This is a genomic window from Meiothermus granaticius NBRC 107808 (assembly GCF_003574355.1).
GTDB lineage: Bacteria > Deinococcota > Deinococci > Deinococcales > Thermaceae > Meiothermus > Meiothermus granaticius.
On record NZ_QWLB01000006.1, the window covers coordinates 20898 to 42835 of the forward strand.

Genomic DNA, 21938 nt, shown 5'->3' on the forward strand with positions numbered 1-21938 from the left:
GGGAACATGGCGAACGCCTTCAGTCAAACCCGGCCCCTGCGGGTTGCGGTCATCGGTTCCGGTCCTTCGGGAATCTACACCGCCGAAGCCCTGATCAAACAGACCTCGATTCCTGCCCAAGTAGACGTTTTTGACCGCCTGCCCACCCCTTATGGGCTGGTCCGTTATGGGGTAGCCCCAGATCACCAAACCATCAAGTCGGTGACCAAGGTCATGCAAAAGGTGTTGCAAGACCCCCGGGTGCGCTTTTTCGGCAATGTGTGTTTTGGCCAAGACCTCACCCATGCCGATCTTCGCCGTCTGTACGACGCGGTGGTCTACACTGTGGGGGCTTCCGCCGATCGCAACCTGGGCATCCCCGGAGAGGATCTGCCCGGCAGCCTCTCGGCCACAGAGTTTGTGGCCTGGTACAACGGCCACCCCGATCACGCCACCCGAAGCCTGGCCCTGGACATCCAGGGGGTGGCGGTGGTGGGGATGGGGAACGTGGCGGTGGACGTCACCCGCATCCTCAGCAAATCGGCGGAGGAGCTGGGTCGGACCGATATCGCCGACCATGCCCTGAAGGTGTTGGCCCAAAGCCAGGTGAAAGACGTGTACATGCTGGGCCGCCGCGGCCCAGCCCAGGCCAAGTTCACCACCAAGGAACTGCGCGAGTTGGGCGAGCTCAGTGAGGCCGACATCGTGGTGCGGGCGGAAGAGCTCGAGCTCGATGCGCGAAGCGCCGCCTCCATTGCCAACGACCCCCCCATGCTGAAAAACCTCGAGGTGCTGCGGGAGTTCGCAGCCAGGCCGCTTGGGGGCAAGCCCCGCCGGATCCACCTGCGCTTCTTGGTCTCGCCGGTGGAGATCCTGGGTCAGGACCGCGTGCAGGGGATTCGCCTCGAGCGCAACCGCCTGGACGAGAATCTCAACGCGGTAGGCACCGGAGTGTTTGAGCGCTTAGACGTGGGGATGGTGCTGCGCTCGGTGGGGTATCGAGGGGTAGCACTGCCGGATGTCCCCTTCGATTCCAGGCGGGGGGTCATCCCCAACCTAGGGGGGCGGGTGACGCGGGAAGGAAACGTTGTCCAGGGCGAGTACACCGCCGGGTGGATCAAGCGCGGCCCCAGTGGGGTGGTGGGCACCAACAAGGCCGATGCCGCTGAGACGGTAAAGCTGCTGCTCGAGGATGCCCCCAGCCTGCCCCTGGCCGAAGATCCGGCGCCCCAAGCCCTTTTACAGCTTTTGGAAACCCGGGGGGTTGAATTCATCAGCTTTGAGGGGTGGACCATACTGGACCACCACGAGGCCTCCCTGGGCCAGGCGGGGGGACGTCCCAGGGTCAAGGTGACCAACGTTCAGGAGATGCTGCAGCTGATCCGGGAAAAGCAGATGACCCCCTCTAGCTAAAGGCAAAAACACCTGTCAACCCCGCCTTGAACCGCTTCTCAGCCCCCCTTAAGAAACCTCGCATAAGGTCTGCTCAGCAGGTTTTCGGGGCCAGCTTAGCCCTTGCGGTGTGGTTTGGGAGGCAGCATGAAGCGATTGGGATTGGGTGTGTTAGCGGCGCTAATTTTGGCGGCCTGCCAGAATCAGGGGGTTTCACCGGGGGTAGATGCCCCTCCAGCGGCTCCCACTAACCTTAGGGTAAGCCAAGTTACCAGCAGTTCCGTCACCCTGAGCTGGGATGCTGTGAGTACGGCCTCTAACTACGTGGTCGAGCGCAAAAGCGGGGGGAGCGGCTATGCTCCACTGGCCAACCCAACCCAGCCCACCTACACCGACACCAGCCTGAGCGCCGATACCAGCTATACCTACCGGGTAAGCGCCAGCAACGGCAAAGGCCAAAGCGCGGGGGTAGAGCAGACGGTTCGCACCACCTCCGCCACCCCAGTTCAATTCAAAATAGAGACAGTAAAAACCGTTCAGGACACCGTTTGGGCCATGCGATTCGCACCCGATGGGCGGCTTCTGTTCACCCAGCGGGACGATCCTGTGGTCAAGGTGCACGCCCTCAACCTCAACAGCGGCAGCGTTACCGACTACAACGGTGCCTCTGCAGTGCTGAACGCTACGGGGGAGAACGGAGTGCTGGGCTTGGATCTTGACCCAAACTTTGCCACCAACAACAAGGTCTACCTCTGCTACACCTATGGCAGCGTGGGCAATGAGCACAACCGGGTCTCGAGCTTCACCCTCTCCGGGAGCAGCTTGAGCGGTGAAAAGGCGCTGCTCGAGATGCGCGGCGGGGCCCATCACAACGGCTGCCGGGTAGCCTTTGGCCCGGATGGCAAGCTCTATGTTTCCATGGGCGATAGCGCCCCTGCAGGTGATAGCCCCAGCGGGACCGACGCGCAAGACCTGAGCATCCTGGCGGGCAAGATCTTCCGGATCAATCCCGACGGCTCAATCCCCAGCGATAACCCCTTCTATAGCACCCAGAGCGGCGCCTCGAGGGCCATCTGGAGCTTCGGTCACCGCAACCCTCAGGGCCTGGCTTTTCAGCCAGGTACCGGCGCCTTGTGGTCTACCGAGCACGGCCCCATCACCCGCGATGAGCTGAACATCATCAAGCCCGGCAAAAACTACGGCTGGCCGCTGTGCTCGGGGGTGCAGGCCTATGGGGTTTCGCTCTACAGCGCTCCAGACACGGTAACCTACCCCTGCACCGGCCCCAACCTGACCGCTGCCAACTACCAGCCCGCGGTCGCGGAGTTTGCCGGGGGGGACGCCCCCACCATCGCCCCCAGCAACCTGATCTTCTACACCGGTAACGCCTTCCCTGCCTGGAAAAACGACCTGTTTTTTGTGACCCTCAAAACCGGCCGGCTCTACCACCTCAGGCTCAGCGGGGAGAAGGTGGCCAGCCAAGAAATCCTCATCAACAACACCAAGGGCCGGCTGCGCGACGTGGTGCAAGGACCCGATGGGCAGATCTACATCTCTACCGATGAGGGGCTGATCTTCCGTCTCTCGCCGCAGTGAGGCGGGTTGCGCCTCCGCCGAAACGGCTTGACCTCTTTTTCAGAAAGTTCTCAGAGCGGTTCCCTCGAGGGGCTAGACCCGCCAGGATAAGACTGCAGCCCGGGCTCATGGGCCCCCTATCTGAAGTCGCTACACTGACGGTATGAAACCCCTGCAAGCACTCCTGTTGGGATGGGTGGTGGGAATCGGGCTGGCCTCAGCCCAAACCATAGGGCTTCAGACCGTGGCCCAGAACCTCAACAACCCCCTCTTCATGACCTATGCCCCCGATGGTTCGAGCCGCCTGTTCATCGTGGAGCAGGGCGGTAAAATTCGCATCCTCCAGAATGGGAAGATTCTGGCCACCCCCTTTCTTGACCTCTCCAAGGGGATCTCTTGCTGTGGGGAACGCGGGCTGCTGGGGTTGGCCTTTCACCCGGAGTACAAGTCCAATGGCTTCTTCTTCGTGAACTATACCAATCCCCAAGGGAATACCGTGGTGGCACGGTACAGGGTCTCCTCAGACCCCGACCGGGCCGATCCCGCTTCAGGCCAGATTCTCCTCACGGTAGAGCAGCCCTACGCCAACCACAACGGCGGGATGCTGGCCTTTGGTCCAGACGGCTATCTCTACATCGGCCTGGGGGATGGCGGTTCAGGCGGGGATCCCCAAAACAACGCCCAGAACCTGGGCAGCCTGCTGGGGAAAATCCTCCGCATTGACGTCAACCGGCGCGAGGCCGGAAAGGCTTACGGCATCCCAGCCGATAATCCGTTCGTAAACCGTCCGGGAGCCCGCCCAGAGATCTGGTCCTATGGCTGGCGCAACCCTTGGCGCTTCAGCTTTGACCGCACCACCGGCGACCTCTGGGTAGGGGACGTGGGGCAAAACCGCTGGGAGGAGATCAGCTTTCAGCCTGCCGGGCAGGGCGGGGGCAACTATGGCTGGCGGATCATGGAAGGGACCCACTGCTACAACCCCAGCAGCGGCTGCAACAAGGAGGGGCTGATCCTGCCGGTGCTCGAGTACGGCCACGACGTGGGCAACTCGGTTACGGGGGGCTATCGCTACCGGGGCAAAGCCATCCCAGCCCTACAGGGGGCTTACTTATATGCCGATTTCGGCTCTGGGCGCATCTGGGCAGCCACTGAGAGCGGCGGCAAATGGGTGAGCCGGGAGCTGCTCCAGACCAGAATGAACCCCAGTTCCTTCGCCGAAGACCCGGATGGAGAACTCTACGTGATTGACCTGGGAGGGCTGATCTATAAGCTGGTTGCAAAATAGAGCGCTCTTCACAAAAATTGAGCCATCCAAGATTAAGAATTCTTTATCCTGAACAGAACTGTGGCCGCCTGTAAAGAGCGCGATAAACCGCAGCCGCACCATCAGGGCAGGCCCCAGGGGGGATACACCGGAGGCCCGCTGGGCTCGAGCCCCTTCGGGGTGGGGGCAATGCCCACCAACGGCAGGTTCAGCAGCGCGTAGAAGCGCGGTCCTGGCTGGCCCAGCCCCTGGGCCACACCCAGGCTGAAGTACGCGCCCTGCAGGGCATAAAACAGCGTGGTGTCTAAGCGCAACTCGGCCCCCAGGCTATAGCGCAGGTTGCTCAAGCTGAGCGGCGAGCCGGCCGTTCCCGCATCGGCAAACAGCGAAAGGCTGAGGTCGTCGAAGAACAGCGGCCATTCCCCCAAGCCGCGCTCGAGGCTCCAGGGGGGCAGGCGGTACTGCAACGAAAAGGCCACCGCCTGAGACCCTACCAGCTCGCCGGGGGGGTAGCCCCGCAAGCTGAGCGCAGGGAAGGCCGTGGGGCTGAGGGGGAGTACCCCTAGGTCAAAGGCATCCACCGCCAAGGGGGAGGTGGTTAATCCGCCGGCTGCCCGAAGGGTGAAAACATGGCTGCTCTCGATGGGCAGGCGGAAGGCGTACCCCAGGCTGCCCTGTAGCCGGGCTCGCCACTGCCCATCCAGAGGCCGCACAAACGCTGTCCCCACCATGCTGATCTGCGACTGCGCCCGGAATAGATCGGCAGCACTGCTGTTCAACGAGTAGAGCCCCAGGGAAAAAGCATGGGTAACGGTAGGGTGCTGGGGATCCAGGGTGGGCTCCCAAAGGGCGCTGCGGGTGTATTGAGCCTCCAGGCCACCCCCTGGGGCGTAGAACCCTACCCCCAAGGCCTGGACGCTCTGGGGCCCAATCCCCCAAAGCCGCAAGCTCAGGGGTTGGCCCAGGCCACCGTAACGATACCCGAGGTCATAGAGCAAGCCTCCCGCGCTGTCATAACCCGCGGTCACCGTGTAGGCATGGATTCCGATGGGATCGGTACCAAACAAGCTCACCCCCGCATAGCTAGAAAGCCCCAAGGCATCGCTGCTCAGGCCAAAGACCGGTGTCCAGTAGGGAGGCTCGAGGTAGCGCAGCGGGTCGTAAGGCGCTCCTTGGGCAGGTGGAAAGGGGGTGAAGGTCGGAAGCCCCTGGCGCGGCAGCTTCACCGGTCGCCAACTCGAGGGCGCATAGGGGATCTGGTAGAGATTGTATCCGGTGCTGTCGTAGCCGCTAAAAATAAGGTGTTGCCGGTCTTGGGAAACGGTGGGCATGAAGGCCCCCCCCAGGAGGTTGGTGACCTGGAATACCGCGCCATCCTCGAGCCGGTAGGCGTAAAGGTTGTAGACCCGGTCGGGGTCAGAACTGTAAATCACATACCGCCCATCCGGACTGAAGGTGGGGTCGGAGTCCACATTTTGATCCTGGGTCAGGGGGGTCAGCTCGCCGGTGTCGGGAACGTAGCGATAGAGGTCCTGAAAACCTCCCCGGCGCAACAGGGCCAGCACCAGGCTCTTGCCATCCGGGGCCACCGCAAATGACTGGATGAGCCCGTCCTGGTTGGGGAAATCCCGCAGGGGCTGAATTCGCTTCAAGTCCAGGAAGTACCGGGCCAGGATGCTCGAGCCATCCGGGGTATTTTGCGCAATGTAGAGGCTCTTGCCGTCCGGGGCATACCGAGCATAGTAGACCCGCTGGCCTTTGGTCAGGGGCTGCACGTTTCCGCTGCTCAGCTCGAGGCGATACATATCGGAAATGACCCGGTAAGAATCCGGCTGCTGAGCGGAGATAAACACCAAGCTGCGCCCATCCGGAGCCCACTGGGCCATGTCAATGCCCCCGTTAAGGATTTCGCGCTCCTCATCGCCCAGGCGCAGCCGCAACCCAGCGCGCAAGGGACTGTAGTGGCTGTAGATGAGCCCTGCGGCTGCATCGCTGGGAAACTGCGCGTAGAAGCCAAGGTTCGTCAGACGGGTGACCGGCGTGACCCCGGCAGCCCGGATCCGGGCGATCTCATCCTCAAACTGGTGGGGCAACCAGCCTACAAACTCGGCATAGATCTGCTCGAGGCTCAGACCAAAAGCCTTTTGGAAGGGTTCGTTGAAGTCCTTCAGCGGCGAGAGGCCCGCGTTCACCTCGGTAAAACGACGGACCGCGTCCGAGCCAAAGCGCACCTCCAGGTACCGCACCAACCAAGCCCCGTAGTTGTACACCAAAAAACCCACCGTGGGCCAGGTCTTTTTGGAATAGTACTGGCGCACTTCATCCAGGGTAGGAAGCTTCCCCTCCAACACCATCTGACGAATCACCATCCGGGTCTGGGAGTCGTTGAGGCGGGATTCGCCTAAAAACTTGTACTTCATATACACGGCCAAGCCCTCTACCAGCGGGATGGGCTTGAGCGCATTGGGAGAGGGAATTCGGCCAAAGATTCGGGTGCGATCTCGCCAGTCGCCCCGCTTTTGGTTGAGGTCTACCGCATGGACGATCTCATGGAAGATCACGGTTTGCCACCACGAGGGCAGCCGCACGTTAAAGCTGTCAGAAAGGCGAATCTGAGAGGTATAAATCCCCACCGTGTTGGTGATGGGGTCGGCAAAGCCGTTGGTGTAATCGCCCTGGTCGGAGAGCACCAGGTTAATCGTTCCTGGGGCTTCACCAAACTCCGCCACCAGCGTGGCGTAGGCGTCCTCGGCATAGAGGGCCGCTTCCGAGGCCACCCGCTCGAGCCCCTCTGGGTAGTGAAGGTTGAAGTGGGGGGTGGAGATCGTGTACCAGGCCTGCCGGGGATCAAACTGTGCAAACGCAAGGCTCAGAAGCAGCAACCCAAAGGCCAAAAGACGAGGCATTGGAGCCAGTATAGAGCGCTCTGCCTGCGAAGAGAGCGATAAAAATTCTCCGGGAAGAGAAAAACCCCCTCTCCAGGAGAGGGGGTTGGGCTCGAGGCGCCCTACTTCTTGACGATTTCTTCGAAGGACTCGCTGCCCAGCGGGCTGGGTACCCAGCCGCTGAGGTTGGTGCGCTGAGCCACCAGGGGACGGCTGTGCACGATGGGGATGCGCAGGGCCAGGTTGAAGGTCATCTCATCGGCCTGCTGATAGAGCTTGACGCGCTCGGCCTGATTGGTGCTGGTGTCCGCTTTGGTCAGCACCTCGGAAAGGTCCTTGATGTCCAGCGGTTTCCCGTTGGCATCGAAGAGGTCTTGGATCGGCGCGGCGAAGTGCGGGTCATAGAAGTTGGAGGGATCGCCATAGTCGCCGGTCCAGCCCAGCATGTAGGCCTGGAAGCCCGGAGCCTTCTTGCGGTCGTTGAGGTAGGTGGCCCAGTCTTTGGTCTGGAACTTCACCCGGATTCCGATCGCGGACAGATCTGCACCCATGGCCTCGGCAATTTCCTTGGGGGTGGGGAAGTACGGGCGCGAGACCGGCATGTACCACAGCTCGAGGTCAAAGCCGTTGGGGTAACCGGCCTCGGCCAGCATCTGCTTGGCCTTCTGCGGGCTGTATTCGTAGTCGGTCACCTTGGGCGACCAGTAGGTCTTCATAGCGGCCGGGGTGAAGTGTCCGTTGGTCACCCCCAGCTCGCCCCAGAAGGCCTTAACGATGGCCGGTTTATTGATGGCCATGGCAATGGCCAGGCGAACCCGCGGATCAGAGAGGGGCTTATAGATCGGGTTGAGGGCCAGGTAGCCCACGTTGAAGCTGGGGCGGAACAACGGTTTTACCGCACCCTGGAGATCCTCGAGGTTGGCCGGAGGAATATCGGTGGTGAAGTCAATCGAGCCCGCTTTCAGCTCAGCCAGCCGCGCAGCCGGGTCTTTGATGAAGCGGAAGACCACCCCATCCGATTTGGGCAAGCCCTTCTTCCAGTAGTTGGTGCTCTTCTCCAGGGTCAGCCGGTCGCCGGGCTGCCAGCTGACGAACTTGAAGGGACCGGTGCCCACCGCGCCCCCAGCCGGAGTGCCGTACTTGGCCCCTTGGGCCTTGATGGCGGCTGGGGAGGCGATGCCAAAATATCCAGAGCCGATGGCCGCCACAAATGCGGGGAAGGGCGAGTTCAGGACAAAGCGAATGGTGTACTTGTCCACCACCTGGATGTCCTTGAGCAGGCTGTTCGGATCTCCCTTAGGCCCCCCGAACAGATCGCTCCAGATTTCATAGTTGGAGCCGGCGTTAATCCGGGTGGGGTCCTTGGGGTCCCACCAACGGTTGACGTTGAAACGCACCGCCTCAGCGTCGAAATCGGTGCCATCCTGGAACTTAACCCCCTGGCGCAGGCGGAAAGTCCAGGTCTTGCCATCGGGTGAGGCAAACCAGCTAGTGGCCAAGCCCGCCATGGGATCGGTGGTGCCGGGTTTGAAATCCACCAGGGTGTCGTAGATCTGCCGCTGGGCATAGATAGATATGCCGTCGGTGATGTTGCCCGGCTCGAGGGTCACCGGTTCACCGTTAGAGCCAAACACCAGGGGTTTTTGGGCCAGCCCCAGGCTACCCAAAAGCCCTAGAGCCAAAAGCCCGACCAATGTACGCTTCATGCTTACTCCTTTCGCTACAAGCTATGGTAAAACTACGCCCAAGAGTATACAGGCTGACGCGGCTCTGGCAAACCCACCAAACGTTGGAGGAGCTTAGCGGCGCCTGCATATGAATTTTGCCCCCTCGCAGCCCCCACCGGCACCGAACCCCTAACCGCCCAGAGCGGTATTCTTCCTGTTTTGGGAAAAGCCTGCTGGCGATCTTGGGACAAATGTCCTAAAGAGCCTACAGGGCAAAGGTGGCACAATAGAGCCAACACCCCCCAGGGGGATTTTTCTCATGAATACACCTCGATCCTCTGTTTCGGCTGCTCATGCTTTTGCACGGTTCGCCTGGGTGGTATTGGCGGTTACCCTGGCCGTCATCGTCTGGGGGGATGTGGTCCAGGCCACCGGCTCAGGCGACGGGTGCGGAGCCCACTGGCCTACCTGCCAGGGGGCCCTCATTCCCAAGGGTTCAGGGCTGGCCCAGTTCATTGAATTCTTCCACCGGGTTACCAGTGGGGTTTCGCTGCTGTTGGTGTTGGGGCTGCTGCTGTGGTCCAGAAGAGTGTTTCCCAAAGGCCATCTAGCCCGCCTGGGAGCGGTGCTGGCGGTGATCTTCATCTTCACGGAAAGCCTGTTGGGTGCGGGGCTGGTGCTGTTTCGCCTGGTCGCCCAGGACACCAGCGTGGCCCGGGCGGTGATGGCCCCCCTGCACTTCGTTAATACCCTGTTGCTGGTGGCCTCGGTCGCGCTTACGGCCTGGTGGTCAGTGCGGCCCCAAAAACCCAGCTTGCAGGGCCAAGGGGCGGTGGGCTGGGCTTTGGGGGTGGGGGTGGCAGGGATCGTGGCGGTATGCATCTCAGGGGCCATCACCTCTCTGGGGGACACCCTCTTTCCCGTCCACAACACCACCGAAGCGGTGGCTCGAGCCCTCACGCCGGGAGAGCACTTTCTGGTGCGCCTGCGCATCTACCATCCTTTCATCGCTTCGGCGGTCAGCTTATACACCGTGCTGGCCGCCGGGTTCATCGCCGCCCAACGGCCCAGCCCAGATACCCGGCGCCTGGCCCGGCTGGTAGGGGTGGTGTTCGTGGTGCAGTTGCTGATTGGAATGATCAATATTCGCCTGGCTGTGCCCTTGTGGACCCAACTCACCCACCTGCTCTTCTCCGACCTGGCCTGGATCACCTGGTTGCTGCTGGGGGCCTCGGCGCTGGTGGCCCCTCGCCTGGGGCTCCGCGCCGCCCCAGCCCACAAAGCGGGCTAGACCCTCTTCACGTGATATGCTTTTTCACTGGCCTATGATGCACTCCCCCTCGCCCGGAGGCAAAACCCCATGACCTCGAGCCTGACCTCTACCGAAGCAGCCACCTGGCGCGATTACTTTTGGATGACCAAACCGAGGGTCATCAGCCTCCTGCTCTTCACCACCCTCACCACCCTGTTCATCGCAGCCAAAGGCTGGCCGGGTTTAGGGCTGTTCACGGTGACCTTTATCGGCGGGTACATGGCCGCAGCCTCAGCCAATGTCTTCAACATGGTGATTGACCGCGACATTGACGCCCGCATGCGGCGCACCGCCAAGCGCCCCACTGTCACCGCTAAGGTCAGCACCCTAGACGCGCTGCTGTTTGCTGGGGCCTTGATGGTCGGCTCTTTTCTCCTGCTGTGGTTAGGGGCCAACCTCACAGCGGCCCTTTTGGCCATGGCCGGTCTGGGTTGGTATGTGCTGGTCTACACGCTTTTCATGAAGCGCCGCTACTGGAGCAACATCGTCATCGGTGGGGCCGCAGGGGCCTTCCCCCCCTTGGTGGGCTGGGCCGCTGTAACCGGCGACCTGAGCCTCTTCGCCTGGTACTTATTCCTGATCATTTTCTTCTGGACCCCGGTGCACTTTTGGGCCCTGGCCATCATGATCAAGGATGACTACGCCGCCGTAGGCGTGCCAATGCTGCCGGTAGTGCGGGGGGATCAAGAAACCGCCCTACAAATCGGCTCATATGCCATTCTGACCACCGTGATCTCCCTGATCCCAGTGCTGATGGGTGAATTGCGGTTGTTCTACCTGGTCTGTGCGGTGCTGCTGGGGGGGCTTTTGCTGCTGCGAAGCTGGCAGCTCTACCGCACCCAAGAGCGCCGGGTAACCGTCTCGCTCTACAAATACTCCATGCTGTACCTAGCCCTTTTGTTCGTCGCCATGGCCGTAGACCGGGCCACCTAGGGATAAAGGAGTTCTCCAAAATGTAGCACCTCAGGATAGCCAGACCCAAGCAAAGCCGTCATAATACCGAAATCAGTGGAGGATCGAGCGAATGTTGCAACGTATAGGAGTCATCACCGCGCTTGTACTGGGCCTCGCCCTGGCCGCCAGCCCTGGGCAAGTTGGAAACCATGTCCTGGATATCCTCAATCCCAGCACCTCCTACAATCGCGAGGTGGGTTATCTGCTGCGCTGGGTGCTGGCCTTCGCTGCGGTGGTGTTTGTGGTGGTGACTGGGCTTATGACCTACGTAACCCTCAAGTTCCGCCGCACCGGACGGGAGACCGGCGAGCCGGTTCAGTTTCACGGCAACGACCGCATCGAGGTGCTCTCGATCATCATCCCCACCCTGATTGTGTTTATCATCTTCGGGCTCACCGCCCAGAGCATGTTCAAGCTAGACCGCATTCCCCCAGGGGCCATGACCGTAGAGGTCAAGGGTTGGCGCTATTGGTGGGATTACCACTATCCCGAGCAAGGCATACGCAACTCGAGCGAGCTCATCGTTCCGGTAGGTAAGCCTCTGGTGCTCGAGGTGACCGGAGGCGATGTCATCCACTCCTACCGCATCACCAGCTTGGTGGGAACCCAAGACGCCATCCCCGGATTCACCACCCGCATCATCGTGACCCCTGAAAAGGTCGGCGATTATTACGGTCAGTGCGTGGAGCTGTGTGGGGCCAGCCATGCCAACATGCGCTTCCGGGTCAAGGTGGTGCCGCAGGAGACCTTCGACCGATTCGTCCAGGAGGCCAAAGCCTACCAGGCCCCCCCACCCAGCGACCCCACTTTGGCCAAGGGGGAAAGCCTCTTCAAAGCCAATTGCGCGGGGTGTCACGCCCTCAAGGGGGTTAGCCCGGTCAACCCGGCCACCCTGCAAAACCCCGATCTCACCTTCTTCGGCAACCGCACCACATTGGGTTCAGGAATGTGGCCCAACACCCCGCAGTACCTAGAAGCCTGGATCAAGGACGCCCCCGGCCTTAAGCCCGGGATTCGCATGCCGGCCTTCCCCCAGCTCTCGAGCGCGGATGTCAAAGCGATCGCCGATTACCTGCTGAGCCATAAACTCGAGGGCTTAGATTTCAACTTCCCCGAGAGCCAACGCTATTAGTGAAGCCGCACGCGCGGCCCGGCGATGCCGGTACTTAAGGAGGTTCTGAACATATGGCCGTAACCGCACCCAACCAACCCACCCGCCCGGGTTTCGGAGCCTTTCTCTGGGATTTGTTCACCACCAGCGACCACAAAAAGGTGGGCATGATCTATCTGGTCACCTCCTTCGTGGTCTTCGGGGTGGCTGGCCTGATGGCCGTGCTGATCCGTTGGCAGCTCCACGCCCCCGAACAGACCTTTCTGGTCGGTGACACCTATAACCGCATCCTTACCCTGCACGGCGCCAGCATGCTGTTTTACTTCATCATCCCCGCGGGGCTTTCTGGGTTCGGCAACTTCATCCTGCCGCTAATGCTGGGGGAGCGCGACGTAGCCCTACCCCGAATCAATGCCTTTGCCGCCTGGCTCTTTGTGTTCTCCATGCTGATCATTTACGCCTCGCTGTTCTTTGGCGGGGCCCCAGATGTGGGCTGGACCTTCTATTACCCCTTTTCCAAGGTACAAGGCCCCGGCACGGACTTCTTCATGGTGGGGGTATTGCTGGTTGGGCTTTCTTCGCTGCTGGGCTCAGCCAACTTCGCTGCTACCGTCTATAACCTTCGCACCAAGGGAATGGGCCTATGGAAGATGCCCATCTTCGTCTGGAGCATCTTTGCCACCTCAATGCTCTCCCTCTTCGCCCTGGCCGGAATCACCGCGGCCAGCCTCACGGTTTTCCTCAGCCGCAAGCTCGACCTGACCCTCTTCAACTCAGGGATTGGCGGCGACCCGGTACTCTACCAACAGTTCTTCTGGTTCTATTCTCACCCAGCGGTGTACATCATGTTGCTGCCCTATCTGGGGATCGCCGCTGAAATCGCCTCGACCTTTGCCCGCAAGCCGGTGTTCGGTTATCGCTTCATGGTTTTCGCCCTGGTGGGGATTGCGGTGGTAGGGTTCTTGGTCTGGGCCCACCACATGTTCACCGTGGGGGAGAGCCTGCTGTTCCAACTGGTCTTCGTGTTCTTCACCGCCTTAGTCGCTGTACCCACCGGGGTTAAGATCTTCAGCTTGTTGGGCACCCTATGGGGAGGGCAGCTCGACTTCAAAACCCCCCTGCTCTTCGTGATGGGATTCATGTTTAACTTCCTGCTGGGCGGGATTACCGGGGTGATGCTGGCGGTAGTCCCATTCGACTATCAGGTGCAGGATAGTTACTTCGTAGTGGCCCACTTCCACAATGTATTGATGGCTGGGTCAGGGTTCTTGGCCTTTGCTGGGCTCTACTACTGGTGGCCCAAGATCACTGGGCGAATGTATCCCGAGCGTTGGGGGAAGATCCATTTCTGGTTGTTTTTGGTGGGCTACCTGGTGACGTTTATGCCCCAATATGTGCTGGGCTTTTTGGGGATGCCCCGGCGCTACTACACCTACCCGGATGGGCTCTACCTGTGGAATCAGCTCAACTTCGCCTCTACCGTTGGAGCCTTCATCCTGGCTCTGGGAGGGATCGCCTGGCTGATCGCGATGATCCAGAGCTTCCGTCAGAACGTCAAAGCACCGGACAACCCCTGGGGTGGACACACGCTCGAGTGGGCTACTAGCTCTCCCCCACCCTCCTATAACTTTGCCGTCAACTTCCCTACGGTGTTCAAATCCGAACGCCCGCTCTACGATTGGGAAAAAGAAGGCCTCAAACCCACCCCAATCAATCCGGCCACCATTCATCTGCCGGCACCCACGGTCTGGCCCTTTATGACCGCGGTGGGGCTTTTCATCACAGGGATTGGGCTAGCGCTCCCCTGGACCTCAGGAGGATTCATCAACGGCTGGCTGGTGGTGGGCATCCTAACCTTCATCTACAGCCTGTTCCGTTGGGCCCTACGGCCTGAGTACGATGTTCCCGTACATCACCACACCGTAACCGGCAAGTCCAATGCCTGGGTGGGGATGGCCTGGTTCATCGTCTCGGAGATTGCGCTCTTCGGCATCTTGATTGCCGGCTACCTCTACTTGCGCTTGACCGGGCACGCGGTTCCACCCGAAGAGCGGCCTGCCCTGTGGTTGGCCCTGCTCAACACCTTTTTCCTGGTCAGCAGCTCCTTCACCGTCCACTATGCCCACCACGATCTGCGCACCGGTAAGCTTTCGGCTTTCCGGTTAGGGCTCCTCATCAGCATTGTGCTGGGGGCTATCTTCTTCCTGTTCCAGATCTACGAGTTTACTACCTTCCTGCACCACGTAGACTACACACAACAGCTCTGGGCCAATGCTTTCTTGCTGATCGTAGGGCTGCACGGGGCACACGTGGTAATCGGTGGAACCGGCCTGAGTCTGGCCTATGCCCAAGGATTAGCGGGCAAGATCACGCCGCACGAACAGGGCACCTTAGAGGGCTCTTCAATGTACTGGCACTTGGTGGACGCGGTGTGGTTGTTCATCGTGTGTATTTTCTACATCTGGTAGCCATGCTCCAAAGCAAAAGGGCGGGAATTCCCGCCCTTTTGCTTGGACCCTAAGCTTTAGCCTTTGGCTCTCCCTGTGCTATACTTGCAAGGCTGTCGAGTTCACCAAGATCCCGCGCGCCGGGGCACTCCGCAGCAAAGGTGTAGGAGAGATCATGGCAAAGATGAAGACCCACAAGGGCGCCAAAGGCCGTGTCAAGATCACGGCTACAGGCAAGGTTATCGCCAAAAAGCCAGGCAAACGGCATCTCAACTGGCACAAGTCGGGCAGCACTCGCCGCAGCAAGGGCCGCAGCTTTACCTTTTTCAAAGGCGAAGAGCGTCGCGTCCACGAGCTGATGCCTTACGACGTATAAGGGAGGAGTGAGCCATGCCACGCGCCAAAACCGGTGTTGTTCGCCGCCGCAAGCACAAGAAGATTCTGAAGCGGGCCAAGGGCTTCTATGCCTTGCGCTCCAAGAGCGTTCGCAAGGCCCGCGAGACCCTGTTTAGCGGAGCCATGCGCTCCTTCAACGATCGCCGCAAGAAGAAGGGGGACATGCGGCGCATCTGGATCGTGCGCATCAATGCCGCTGCCAGACAGCACGGCTTGAGCTACAGCGTGTTTATGCACGGCCTAAAGAAGGCGGGGATTGAGCTGGATCGCAAGATTCTGGCCGACCTGGCGGTGCGCCAGCCTGAGGCCTTTGCTGAGTTGGTCAACCGGGCTAAGGCCTAGGGCCCAACTTGCTCACAGTAGGGACGCATAGCATGCGTCCCTATGTTTTTGGTGGGGCCTCGAGCCCCATTACCCCGAAAGCCTCCTGAATTGCCAGCGGAACCGCCTTGGGCCGCCCCCGTACCGCATCAATCCAAACCCAGTCGGTATCGCACTCCACCAGCAGCGCGTGATCGGCAACCCGGCGCACCTCGTTATGGCGGCTGGCCCGAAAGCCTTTGAAAGCGGTGATCTGGGTAGAAACCTCCAGCCGATCGCCCAGCACTGCGGGGCGATGGTATCTAATCACATGCTGATACACCACCGGGATGACCCCCAGGGCTTTCAAAACAGGGAAGCCCATGCCCACCCGTGCAGCATGGGCTACCACCACATCTTCGATATAGCGCAAGTACACCGTGTTGTTAACGTGCTCGAGCTCGTCAATATCCTCTGCACGAACGATGATCTGGTGTTGGTGATGGGTGCGCGGATCCATACACCCTAAGGTAACCGATGGGGGAAGAGGGTGCCTGAGGGAGTCCCAGGTCTGAGCCCACGGTTTAGTCCGGCCCTGGGTTTCTCTCACCTGGAGGCGATACAATTACCCCATGCTGGCTCGAGTCCAAGGGTTTTTCCTCGAGCGCCCTGTAGCCCGGGTGGTGGCTTTCTTCACCGCGCTTAATCTGCTCACCGTGTTGGGCTTTACCCTGCTGGTTCCGGCCCGGCCCATCACCCTCTCGGCCCATCTGCCGATCAACGACCCTACCCAGACCGCTGTGCGCGTAGGGGCCGCCCTGGGGCTATATGCCCTGGTGCTGTGGGGGGTGCGGCCTGGGGTGCGCCGGGCCTGGGAACTGCTGGTTCTGGCCCTGGTCGGGGCGCTGGTGCTGGGGACCCTCACCCATTACTATCTGCCCTTTCTGGCCCTGGGGCTGATCCCGGTGGTTGCTCGCTATTGGATGCCACTGTGGGCGGTGCTGCTATTGGTAGCAGGAATTGTCGCCCTTTCGGCCTGGTGGGCCACCCACGAACCCCTGCAAATCACCTTCGAGATCGTCCAGACCGAGAACCCAAGGGGAGGGGGCTGGAGCGTACAGGCCAGACCCACACCCTACCCCAATCTGGGCCTGGCTTTCTTCGTATTCATCGCTTTCCTGTTCGCGGGGTACTCGCTATTCGCCCTCGAGGTTCTGGTGCGTGAAGCTCGAGCCAAAGAAGAGCTCTGGAACACCCGCCGAGAGTTGCTGGAAGCCTCGCGCCAAACCGGAATTTTAGAGGAGCGGCAGCGGCTGGCCCGGGAAATCCACGACACCCTGGCCCAGAACTTCGCCAGCATCGTGGTCCAGCTCGAGGCGGCTGAGGCCGCTGCTGAAAACGAAACCTCTGCCGGACGCCACCTCGAGCAAGCCCGCAACTCTGCCCGCGAAGGGCTCTCCGAGGCTCGGCGGATGGTCTGGGCCATGCGCCCGGAGATTCTCGAGAACGCCTCCCTGCCTGAAGCCTTGAGCCGCTTGTTGCGGCGCTGGCAAGAGGAGAGTCGGGTAGAAGCCACCCTCACCGTGACCGGGGATCCCCGCCCGCTGCATCCCGAGCTCGAGGTGAGCCTGTTGCGCATCGCCCAAGAGGCCTTGGCCAATGTGCGCAAACACTCCCAGGCCAAAACCGCCTCGGTTACCCTGTCCTACTTAGATGACCTGGTGCTAATGGACATCCAGGACGACGGAGTGGGGTTGCAGCCGGCCTTGGTCGGGAGCTTTGGGCTGCGCTCCATGCGTGAACGGGTGGAGCGGCTGGGGGGGGTGTTCACCCTCGAGAGCGAGCGTGGGCTGGGCACCATTCTGGCGGTCAGCCTACCCCTGGAGCCCCCGGTGAGCCCAGCCGAGGTGGTCGCGTGAGGCAACTCCTGCCGGAAAGCCCTATACCATGAACCCCATTCGAATCCTGGTGGCAGACGATCATCCGGTAGTCCGGGCCGGACTGGCTGGGCTGCTCAACTCTCAGCCCGATTTTGAGGTGGTGGGGGAGGCGGCCAATGGCGCAGAGGCCCTCGCCCTTGTGGAAAAGCTGCGCCCACAGGTGGTCTTGATGGACTTGCGGATGCCTCAGATGGATGGGGTGACCGCAATCCGCCAAATTCGCAGCCATCACCCCAAAACCCACGTGTTGGTCCTAACCACTTACGACAGCGACAGCGAGATCGTGCGCGCGGTAGAGGCTGGGGCAACCGGCTACCTGCTCAAGGACGTGCCCCGTGAGGAGCTCTTTCGGGCGGTGCGGCTATGTGCTCGAGGGGAGGCGGTGCTCTCCCCACCCGTAGCCGCACGGCTGTTGGGCCGGATGCGTGGCCCCGCCGAGGAGAATTTATCCACGCGTGAGCTCGAGGTGCTCACCTTAGTGGCCAAAGGCTACTCCAACAAGGAGGTGGCTCGAGCCCTAAAAATCAGCGAGGCCACTGTCAAAACCCACCTGCTGCACACCTTCGGTAAGCTCGGGGTAGATGACCGCACCGCAGCGGTGACCGCGGCCCTGGAGCGGGGAATTCTACGGCTGGAAGGCTGAAACCCACCTTGGCCCTCTTCAGGAAGGGTCGGCCTGGGCCCTATCCGCTTCCCCGTGGAGCGGCTTAGATTAAGAGACATTCGGATGGATCACCGACAAACCAGCCGTGAGCCCGCTACCATTGGGCCGTTTGGAGGCCTGCATGAAGAAAGCCCTGCTGACCGCTCTACTCTCTGCCGCCCTGGGCAGCCTGGCCCTAGCGGATGGTTTCTCGCTCACGGTCAACCTGCCCATTTTGCCGCAGTTCGGAATCTTGGGCGGACAATTCATCTCACCCTACCGCAGCTATCGCGGCACCGCCCTCAACTACACCGTCAGCACCGCCAATAACGTGGTGGTGGGCGGGAGCCTGCGCCCGGGCTTCTCTGCTGGGAATTTCGCCCTGAGCAGCCGGGTGGGCGGGGTGATCGTGACCAAGCTCAACCAAACCGATACCGGCTACGTGGAAGGGGCGGTTCACCTGGGTTCGAACCAGTATTTTGTGCCTGGTCCATTTGGCCTGGATGCCGATTTGGGCGGAGAGGTCTTCATCGCCCAGCGCGCCGCCCAGAACCTGGCCCTGTACGGGGGAGCCGGGCTTACCGGAACGCTCACGCTGGTGCCCTCCCTGCAGCTTGGGGCCATCCTCAACGCCTATGCTGGGCTCAAGCTCGAGCTAACCCAGGATTTGGATGGCTACCTCGAGGGTGGCCTGGTTTATCCCTTCGGGGGCAGCTTGGGCTACGATGTGACCGCTTCCTTGTACTACACGGTGATTCCCGGCGGGCGCATTGGAGTCTACACTGGCTTCCTCAACCAAAGTGGGGTGGGCGGGGCCGGGGCGTTCAAACTGGGGCTGGCCGGGGAGTTTACCGAGAAACCCGAGACCCTGGGCACGCCCGGCAACTACCTACCTTAATTGCCCCGTTGGATCTGGGGCACCAGCGGACGGCCTCTCACCGTCCGCTTTTTGCTTGGCTTTTAAGACCGGTATGCTGGGCGTATGGGCAGAAGCAAAGCCGACTTACTCGGTGAACTCAAAGCCAGAAACGTGCAGTTTCTGCGGCTGCAATTCACCGACATTTTGGGCATCAACAAAGCCGTAGAGCTGCCGGTCGCGCAGTTCGAGAAGGCCCTGGATGGCGAGGTGGTTTTTGATGGCAACTCGATCGAAGGGTTCGGGCGCAACGAGGTCGAGGAATCGGACATGCTGCTGCGGCCCGACTATGACACCCTGCTGGTCTACCCGGAAGGCTTAGAGCCTACCCCTCAGGGCACGGTGGCCCGCCTCATCTGCGATGTGACCGACCCCAATGGGAAGCCCTTCGAAGGGGATCCGCGCCAGGTGCTCAAGCGCCAGCTCGAGCGCCTTTCCCAGCACGGGTTCGACAACTTTTACGTAGGGGCTGAACCGGAGTTCTTTCTCTTTGCCCGCAGCCCCGAGGGCAGCCCTACCACCCAGACCTTCGACCGGGCAGGGTACTTCGACCTGGCCCCCACCGACCGGGGCGAGGAAGCCCGTCGGGATATGGTGAACACCCTGGCGGCCTTGGGGTTTCAGATCGAGGCCGCCCATCATGAGGGGGCTCCTGGGCAGCACGAGATTGATTTCAAGTACGCCGAGGCCCTCAAGACGGCGGATGATCTAACCACCTTTAAGTTCGTGGTCAAGCGGGTAGCCATTCACCATGGTCTCCACGCCACCTTCATGCCCAAGCCCGTAGCTGGGATCAACGGATCGGGGATGCACCTGCACCTCTCGCTGTTCAAGGGGGGCCAGAACGCCTTTTTTGATCCCCAGGGTGAGTACGAGCTGTCCAGCACCGCGCTCTCCTTTATCGCGGGGCTCCTGGAGCACACCGATGGGATGATGGCGGTAACCAACCCGCTGGTCAACTCCTACAAGCGCCTCACCCCAGGCTACGAGGCTCCGACCAGCGTGGCTTGGTCGGTCTCGCACCGCTCGGCGATGATCCGCGTGCCCAAGCGCAGAGGGGTGGGAACCCGGGCTGAATACCGGATCCCCGACCCTTCCTCCAATCCCTACCTGGCCTTGGCGGTGATCCTGGCCGCAGGGCTGGACGGCTTGGAGAACAAGCTCACCCCACCTCCCCCCATTGAGCGCAGCGTCTATGACCTCTCGGTACGCGATCGGCGCAAGTACCGGGTAAGCGAGCTGCCGGGCACTCTGGGGGAGGCCCTCGAGGCCCTGCGCAGGAATCGAATCATCCGCGAGGCCCTGGGCAAGGATGTTTACGATAACTTTGTGGCCGCCAAGGAGCTCGAGTGGGGCTCCTACCGCACCGCGGTTCACCGTTGGGAGTTGGACCAGTACCTGGCCGAGTATTAGAAAAGCCGCGCCTTGCCCTCCATACCATTTGGCTCAGGGGGCTCCACCCATCGGTGGAGGGTCAGCCCCCCCCTGCGGCCTTTGTGCTAGCGCGTCCAGCACAGGCCTCAGCACCCCAAGGCGATTCGGGATGACCTCGAGCTGTACTCATAAACTCATCCAAACGGTGTAGGCTACACTTGGCCGGAAAGCCTAAATCACCCCCCATCGTTGACAAAAATCGGCGCAGGGTAGGTAGAATAGGCCAGCCAAAACCAGGCTAACTAGATACCTCAGGAGGAACGGCATGAAGAAACTGGCAATTCTGGCAACAGGGGTCTTGGCCCTCAGCCTGGCCTCAGCCCAGACCGTTATCAAGATCGCTTCGGTATCCCCCCTTTCTGGACCCCAGTCCGTGCTGGGTGAGAGCATCAAGCTGGGGGCTCAGCTCGCCATCGAGGAGGCCCAGCCCCGGTTTAAGGCCATGGGCTTTGACCTCCAGTTCGCCCCCCAGGATGACCAGGCTACCCCCGATGTCGGCGTGGCGGTGGCGCGGCGCATCGTCAACGACCCGGATCTCTTGGGCGTGGTCGGGCACCTCAATTCCGGCGTGGCCATCCCGGCCTCAGAGGTCTATAAAGACACCAACCTGGTGATGGTCTCCCCGGCCAACACCAACCCCCGGATCACCGATCGCGGTTACTTGAATGTGAACCGGGTCTGCGGCCGTGACGACGTGCAGGGTCCGGTAGGGGCCGAGTACGCGGTCAAGACCCTTAAAAAGACCCGGCTCTTCGTGATCCACGACAAAACCGCCTACGGGCAGGGTTTGGCCGAGGCCTTTGCCAACCGGGCCAAGGAGCTCGGAGCCACCGTGGTGAGCTTTGTGGGCACTGAGGAAGCCTCTAACTTCCAGCCCCTGATCCTCCAGATGCGGGCCCAGAAACCAGACCTGGTCTACTACGGTGGAATCTACGACAAGGGCGGTGTGCTCATCAAGCAGATGCGCGAGCGCGGTCTGGCCATGCCGGTGATGGGTGGCGACGGTCTGGATAGCTCGGAGCTGGTCAAGATCGCGGGCAAGGCGGTCATTGGCACGCTCTACACCACCACCTCTGGCCCGATTGATACCCTGCCCAAGGCGGCGGCCTTCGCCAAAAACTACAAGGCCAAGTTCGGTAAGGACTCCGAGGCCTATGGAGCCTACGCCTACGATGCCACCAATGTGATCCTGGCGGGCCTTGAGGCTGCCATCAAGGCCAACGGGGGCAAAAAGCCCACCCGTGAGGAAGTCGCCAAGGCCGTGCGTCAGGTCAAGCTCGACGGCATTACTGGGCGCATCGAGTTCGACGACAAAGGGGACCGCAAGCTCTCCGATTACTACGTGATCTACATGAAGACCGACAGCTACCCTGGGGTGGTGCAGAAGATCATCCAGTTCGCCCCGCCCAAGAAGGGCTAAAACCCTGTTCGATCAAGCCAGCGGCTCCCTCGGGGGCCGCTTGGTTTTTGGCTCGGATCCCCACCATGCCAACTCCAGGTAAATACCGGTTGTCAGGGGAAGGTCAACCCGGTATACTCTGCCCAGCTTGAAACAAGAATGGGTACGAACAGCGTCTGATGCACGGAGTGGTTCTTTTTGGTATAGTTCCTCCGTCACCTTGTGAAACTTGCCTTGCATCACATTCCAGGAGGAAAACCGCTTGTCCATCGCTGAACTGCTCTCGATCTTGCCCCAAACCCTGCTCGAGGGGCTGCTCTTGGG

The 21938-nt window shown here is 61.0% G+C and carries 17 protein-coding genes; 14 read left to right on the plus strand and 3 right to left on the minus strand.

What is annotated here, in order from left to right; all coding sequences use genetic code 11:
• Window positions 1-6 precede the first annotated feature (6 nt).
• From Mgrana_RS03190 to Mgrana_RS03200, 3 genes are all read left to right on the plus strand, one after another.
• Window positions 7-1392 carry an FAD-dependent oxidoreductase gene (locus tag Mgrana_RS03190; protein WP_119356162.1) on the plus strand — a complete coding sequence of 462 codons (1386 nt, stop codon included), beginning with the start codon at window positions 7-9 and terminating at the stop codon, window positions 1390-1392.
• A gap of 126 nt (window positions 1393-1518) precedes the next feature.
• The gene (locus tag Mgrana_RS03195; protein ID WP_119356163.1) at window positions 1519-2967 is read left to right on the plus strand and encodes a PQQ-dependent sugar dehydrogenase; all 1449 of its coding nucleotides are present in this window, start codon (window positions 1519-1521) and stop codon (window positions 2965-2967) included.
• 142 nt (window positions 2968-3109) lie between these two features.
• Window positions 3110-4231, plus strand: a complete 1122-nt coding sequence (locus tag Mgrana_RS03200) for a PQQ-dependent sugar dehydrogenase (RefSeq protein WP_119356164.1) — start codon at window positions 3110-3112, stop codon at window positions 4229-4231.
• A gap of 101 nt (window positions 4232-4332) precedes the next feature.
• On the opposite strand, the gene Mgrana_RS03205 is transcribed toward Mgrana_RS03200, so the two are convergent.
• Window positions 4333-7116 (minus strand): PD40 domain-containing protein, encoded by a 2784-nt coding sequence (locus Mgrana_RS03205; RefSeq protein ID WP_119356165.1) that lies wholly within the window; start codon window positions 7114-7116, stop codon window positions 4333-4335.
• Window positions 7117-7217: 101 nt separating this feature from the next.
• Entirely contained in the window at window positions 7218-8801 is a 1584-nt protein-coding gene (locus Mgrana_RS03210) for an ABC transporter substrate-binding protein (protein WP_119356166.1), read from the minus strand.
• 280 nt (window positions 8802-9081) lie between these two features.
• Here Mgrana_RS03210 and Mgrana_RS03215 point away from each other — a divergent pair, with 280 nt between their 5' ends.
• From Mgrana_RS03215 to rplT, 6 genes are all read left to right on the plus strand, one after another.
• Window positions 9082-10053, plus strand: coding sequence for a COX15/CtaA family protein (locus Mgrana_RS03215; RefSeq protein ID WP_119356167.1), 972 nt, complete (start codon window positions 9082-9084; stop codon window positions 10051-10053).
• A gap of 69 nt (window positions 10054-10122) precedes the next feature.
• Complete coding sequence (locus tag Mgrana_RS03220) at window positions 10123-11007, plus strand: heme o synthase (protein WP_119356168.1); 885 nt, start codon at window positions 10123-10125, stop codon at window positions 11005-11007.
• 91 nt (window positions 11008-11098) lie between these two features.
• The gene (coxB, locus tag Mgrana_RS03225) at window positions 11099-12160 is read left to right on the plus strand and encodes a cytochrome c oxidase subunit II (protein ID WP_119356169.1); all 1062 of its coding nucleotides are present in this window, start codon (window positions 11099-11101) and stop codon (window positions 12158-12160) included.
• A gap of 53 nt (window positions 12161-12213) precedes the next feature.
• Window positions 12214-14607 carry a cbb3-type cytochrome c oxidase subunit I gene (locus Mgrana_RS03230; RefSeq protein ID WP_119356170.1) on the plus strand — a complete coding sequence of 798 codons (2394 nt, stop codon included), beginning with the start codon at window positions 12214-12216 and terminating at the stop codon, window positions 14605-14607.
• Between the two features lie 154 nt (window positions 14608-14761).
• Window positions 14762-14962: a 50S ribosomal protein L35 gene (gene rpmI, locus Mgrana_RS03235; protein WP_119356171.1), complete on the plus strand. Its 201-nt coding sequence runs from the start codon at window positions 14762-14764 to the stop codon at window positions 14960-14962.
• A gap of 14 nt (window positions 14963-14976) precedes the next feature.
• On the plus strand, window positions 14977-15324 hold the full coding sequence (gene rplT / locus Mgrana_RS03240) for a 50S ribosomal protein L20 (RefSeq protein WP_119356172.1): 348 nt from the start codon (window positions 14977-14979) through the stop codon (window positions 15322-15324).
• Between the two features lie 40 nt (window positions 15325-15364).
• Here rplT and Mgrana_RS03245 read toward each other — a convergent pair whose 3' ends face one another.
• Window positions 15365-15802 carry an acyl-CoA thioesterase gene (locus Mgrana_RS03245; RefSeq protein ID WP_119356173.1) on the minus strand — a complete coding sequence of 146 codons (438 nt, stop codon included), beginning with the start codon at window positions 15800-15802 and terminating at the stop codon, window positions 15365-15367.
• Window positions 15803-15914: 112 nt separating this feature from the next.
• Here Mgrana_RS03245 and Mgrana_RS03250 point away from each other — a divergent pair, with 112 nt between their 5' ends.
• From Mgrana_RS03250 to Mgrana_RS03270, 5 genes are all read left to right on the plus strand, one after another.
• Window positions 15915-17201, plus strand: coding sequence for a sensor histidine kinase (locus tag Mgrana_RS03250; protein WP_119356174.1), 1287 nt, complete (start codon window positions 15915-15917; stop codon window positions 17199-17201).
• A 28-nt stretch (window positions 17202-17229) separates the two neighbouring features.
• The gene (locus tag Mgrana_RS03255) at window positions 17230-17865 is read left to right on the plus strand and encodes a response regulator (protein ID WP_119356175.1); all 636 of its coding nucleotides are present in this window, start codon (window positions 17230-17232) and stop codon (window positions 17863-17865) included.
• A 142-nt stretch (window positions 17866-18007) separates the two neighbouring features.
• Window positions 18008-18763, plus strand: coding sequence for a hypothetical protein (locus Mgrana_RS03260; protein WP_119356176.1), 756 nt, complete (start codon window positions 18008-18010; stop codon window positions 18761-18763).
• Between the two features lie 84 nt (window positions 18764-18847).
• Window positions 18848-20194 carry a type I glutamate--ammonia ligase gene (glnA, locus tag Mgrana_RS03265; protein WP_119356177.1) on the plus strand — a complete coding sequence of 449 codons (1347 nt, stop codon included), beginning with the start codon at window positions 18848-18850 and terminating at the stop codon, window positions 20192-20194.
• A 286-nt stretch (window positions 20195-20480) separates the two neighbouring features.
• Window positions 20481-21635 carry a branched-chain amino acid ABC transporter substrate-binding protein gene (locus tag Mgrana_RS03270; protein WP_119356178.1) on the plus strand — a complete coding sequence of 385 codons (1155 nt, stop codon included), beginning with the start codon at window positions 20481-20483 and terminating at the stop codon, window positions 21633-21635.
• Window positions 21636-21938: the final 303 nt, after the last annotated feature.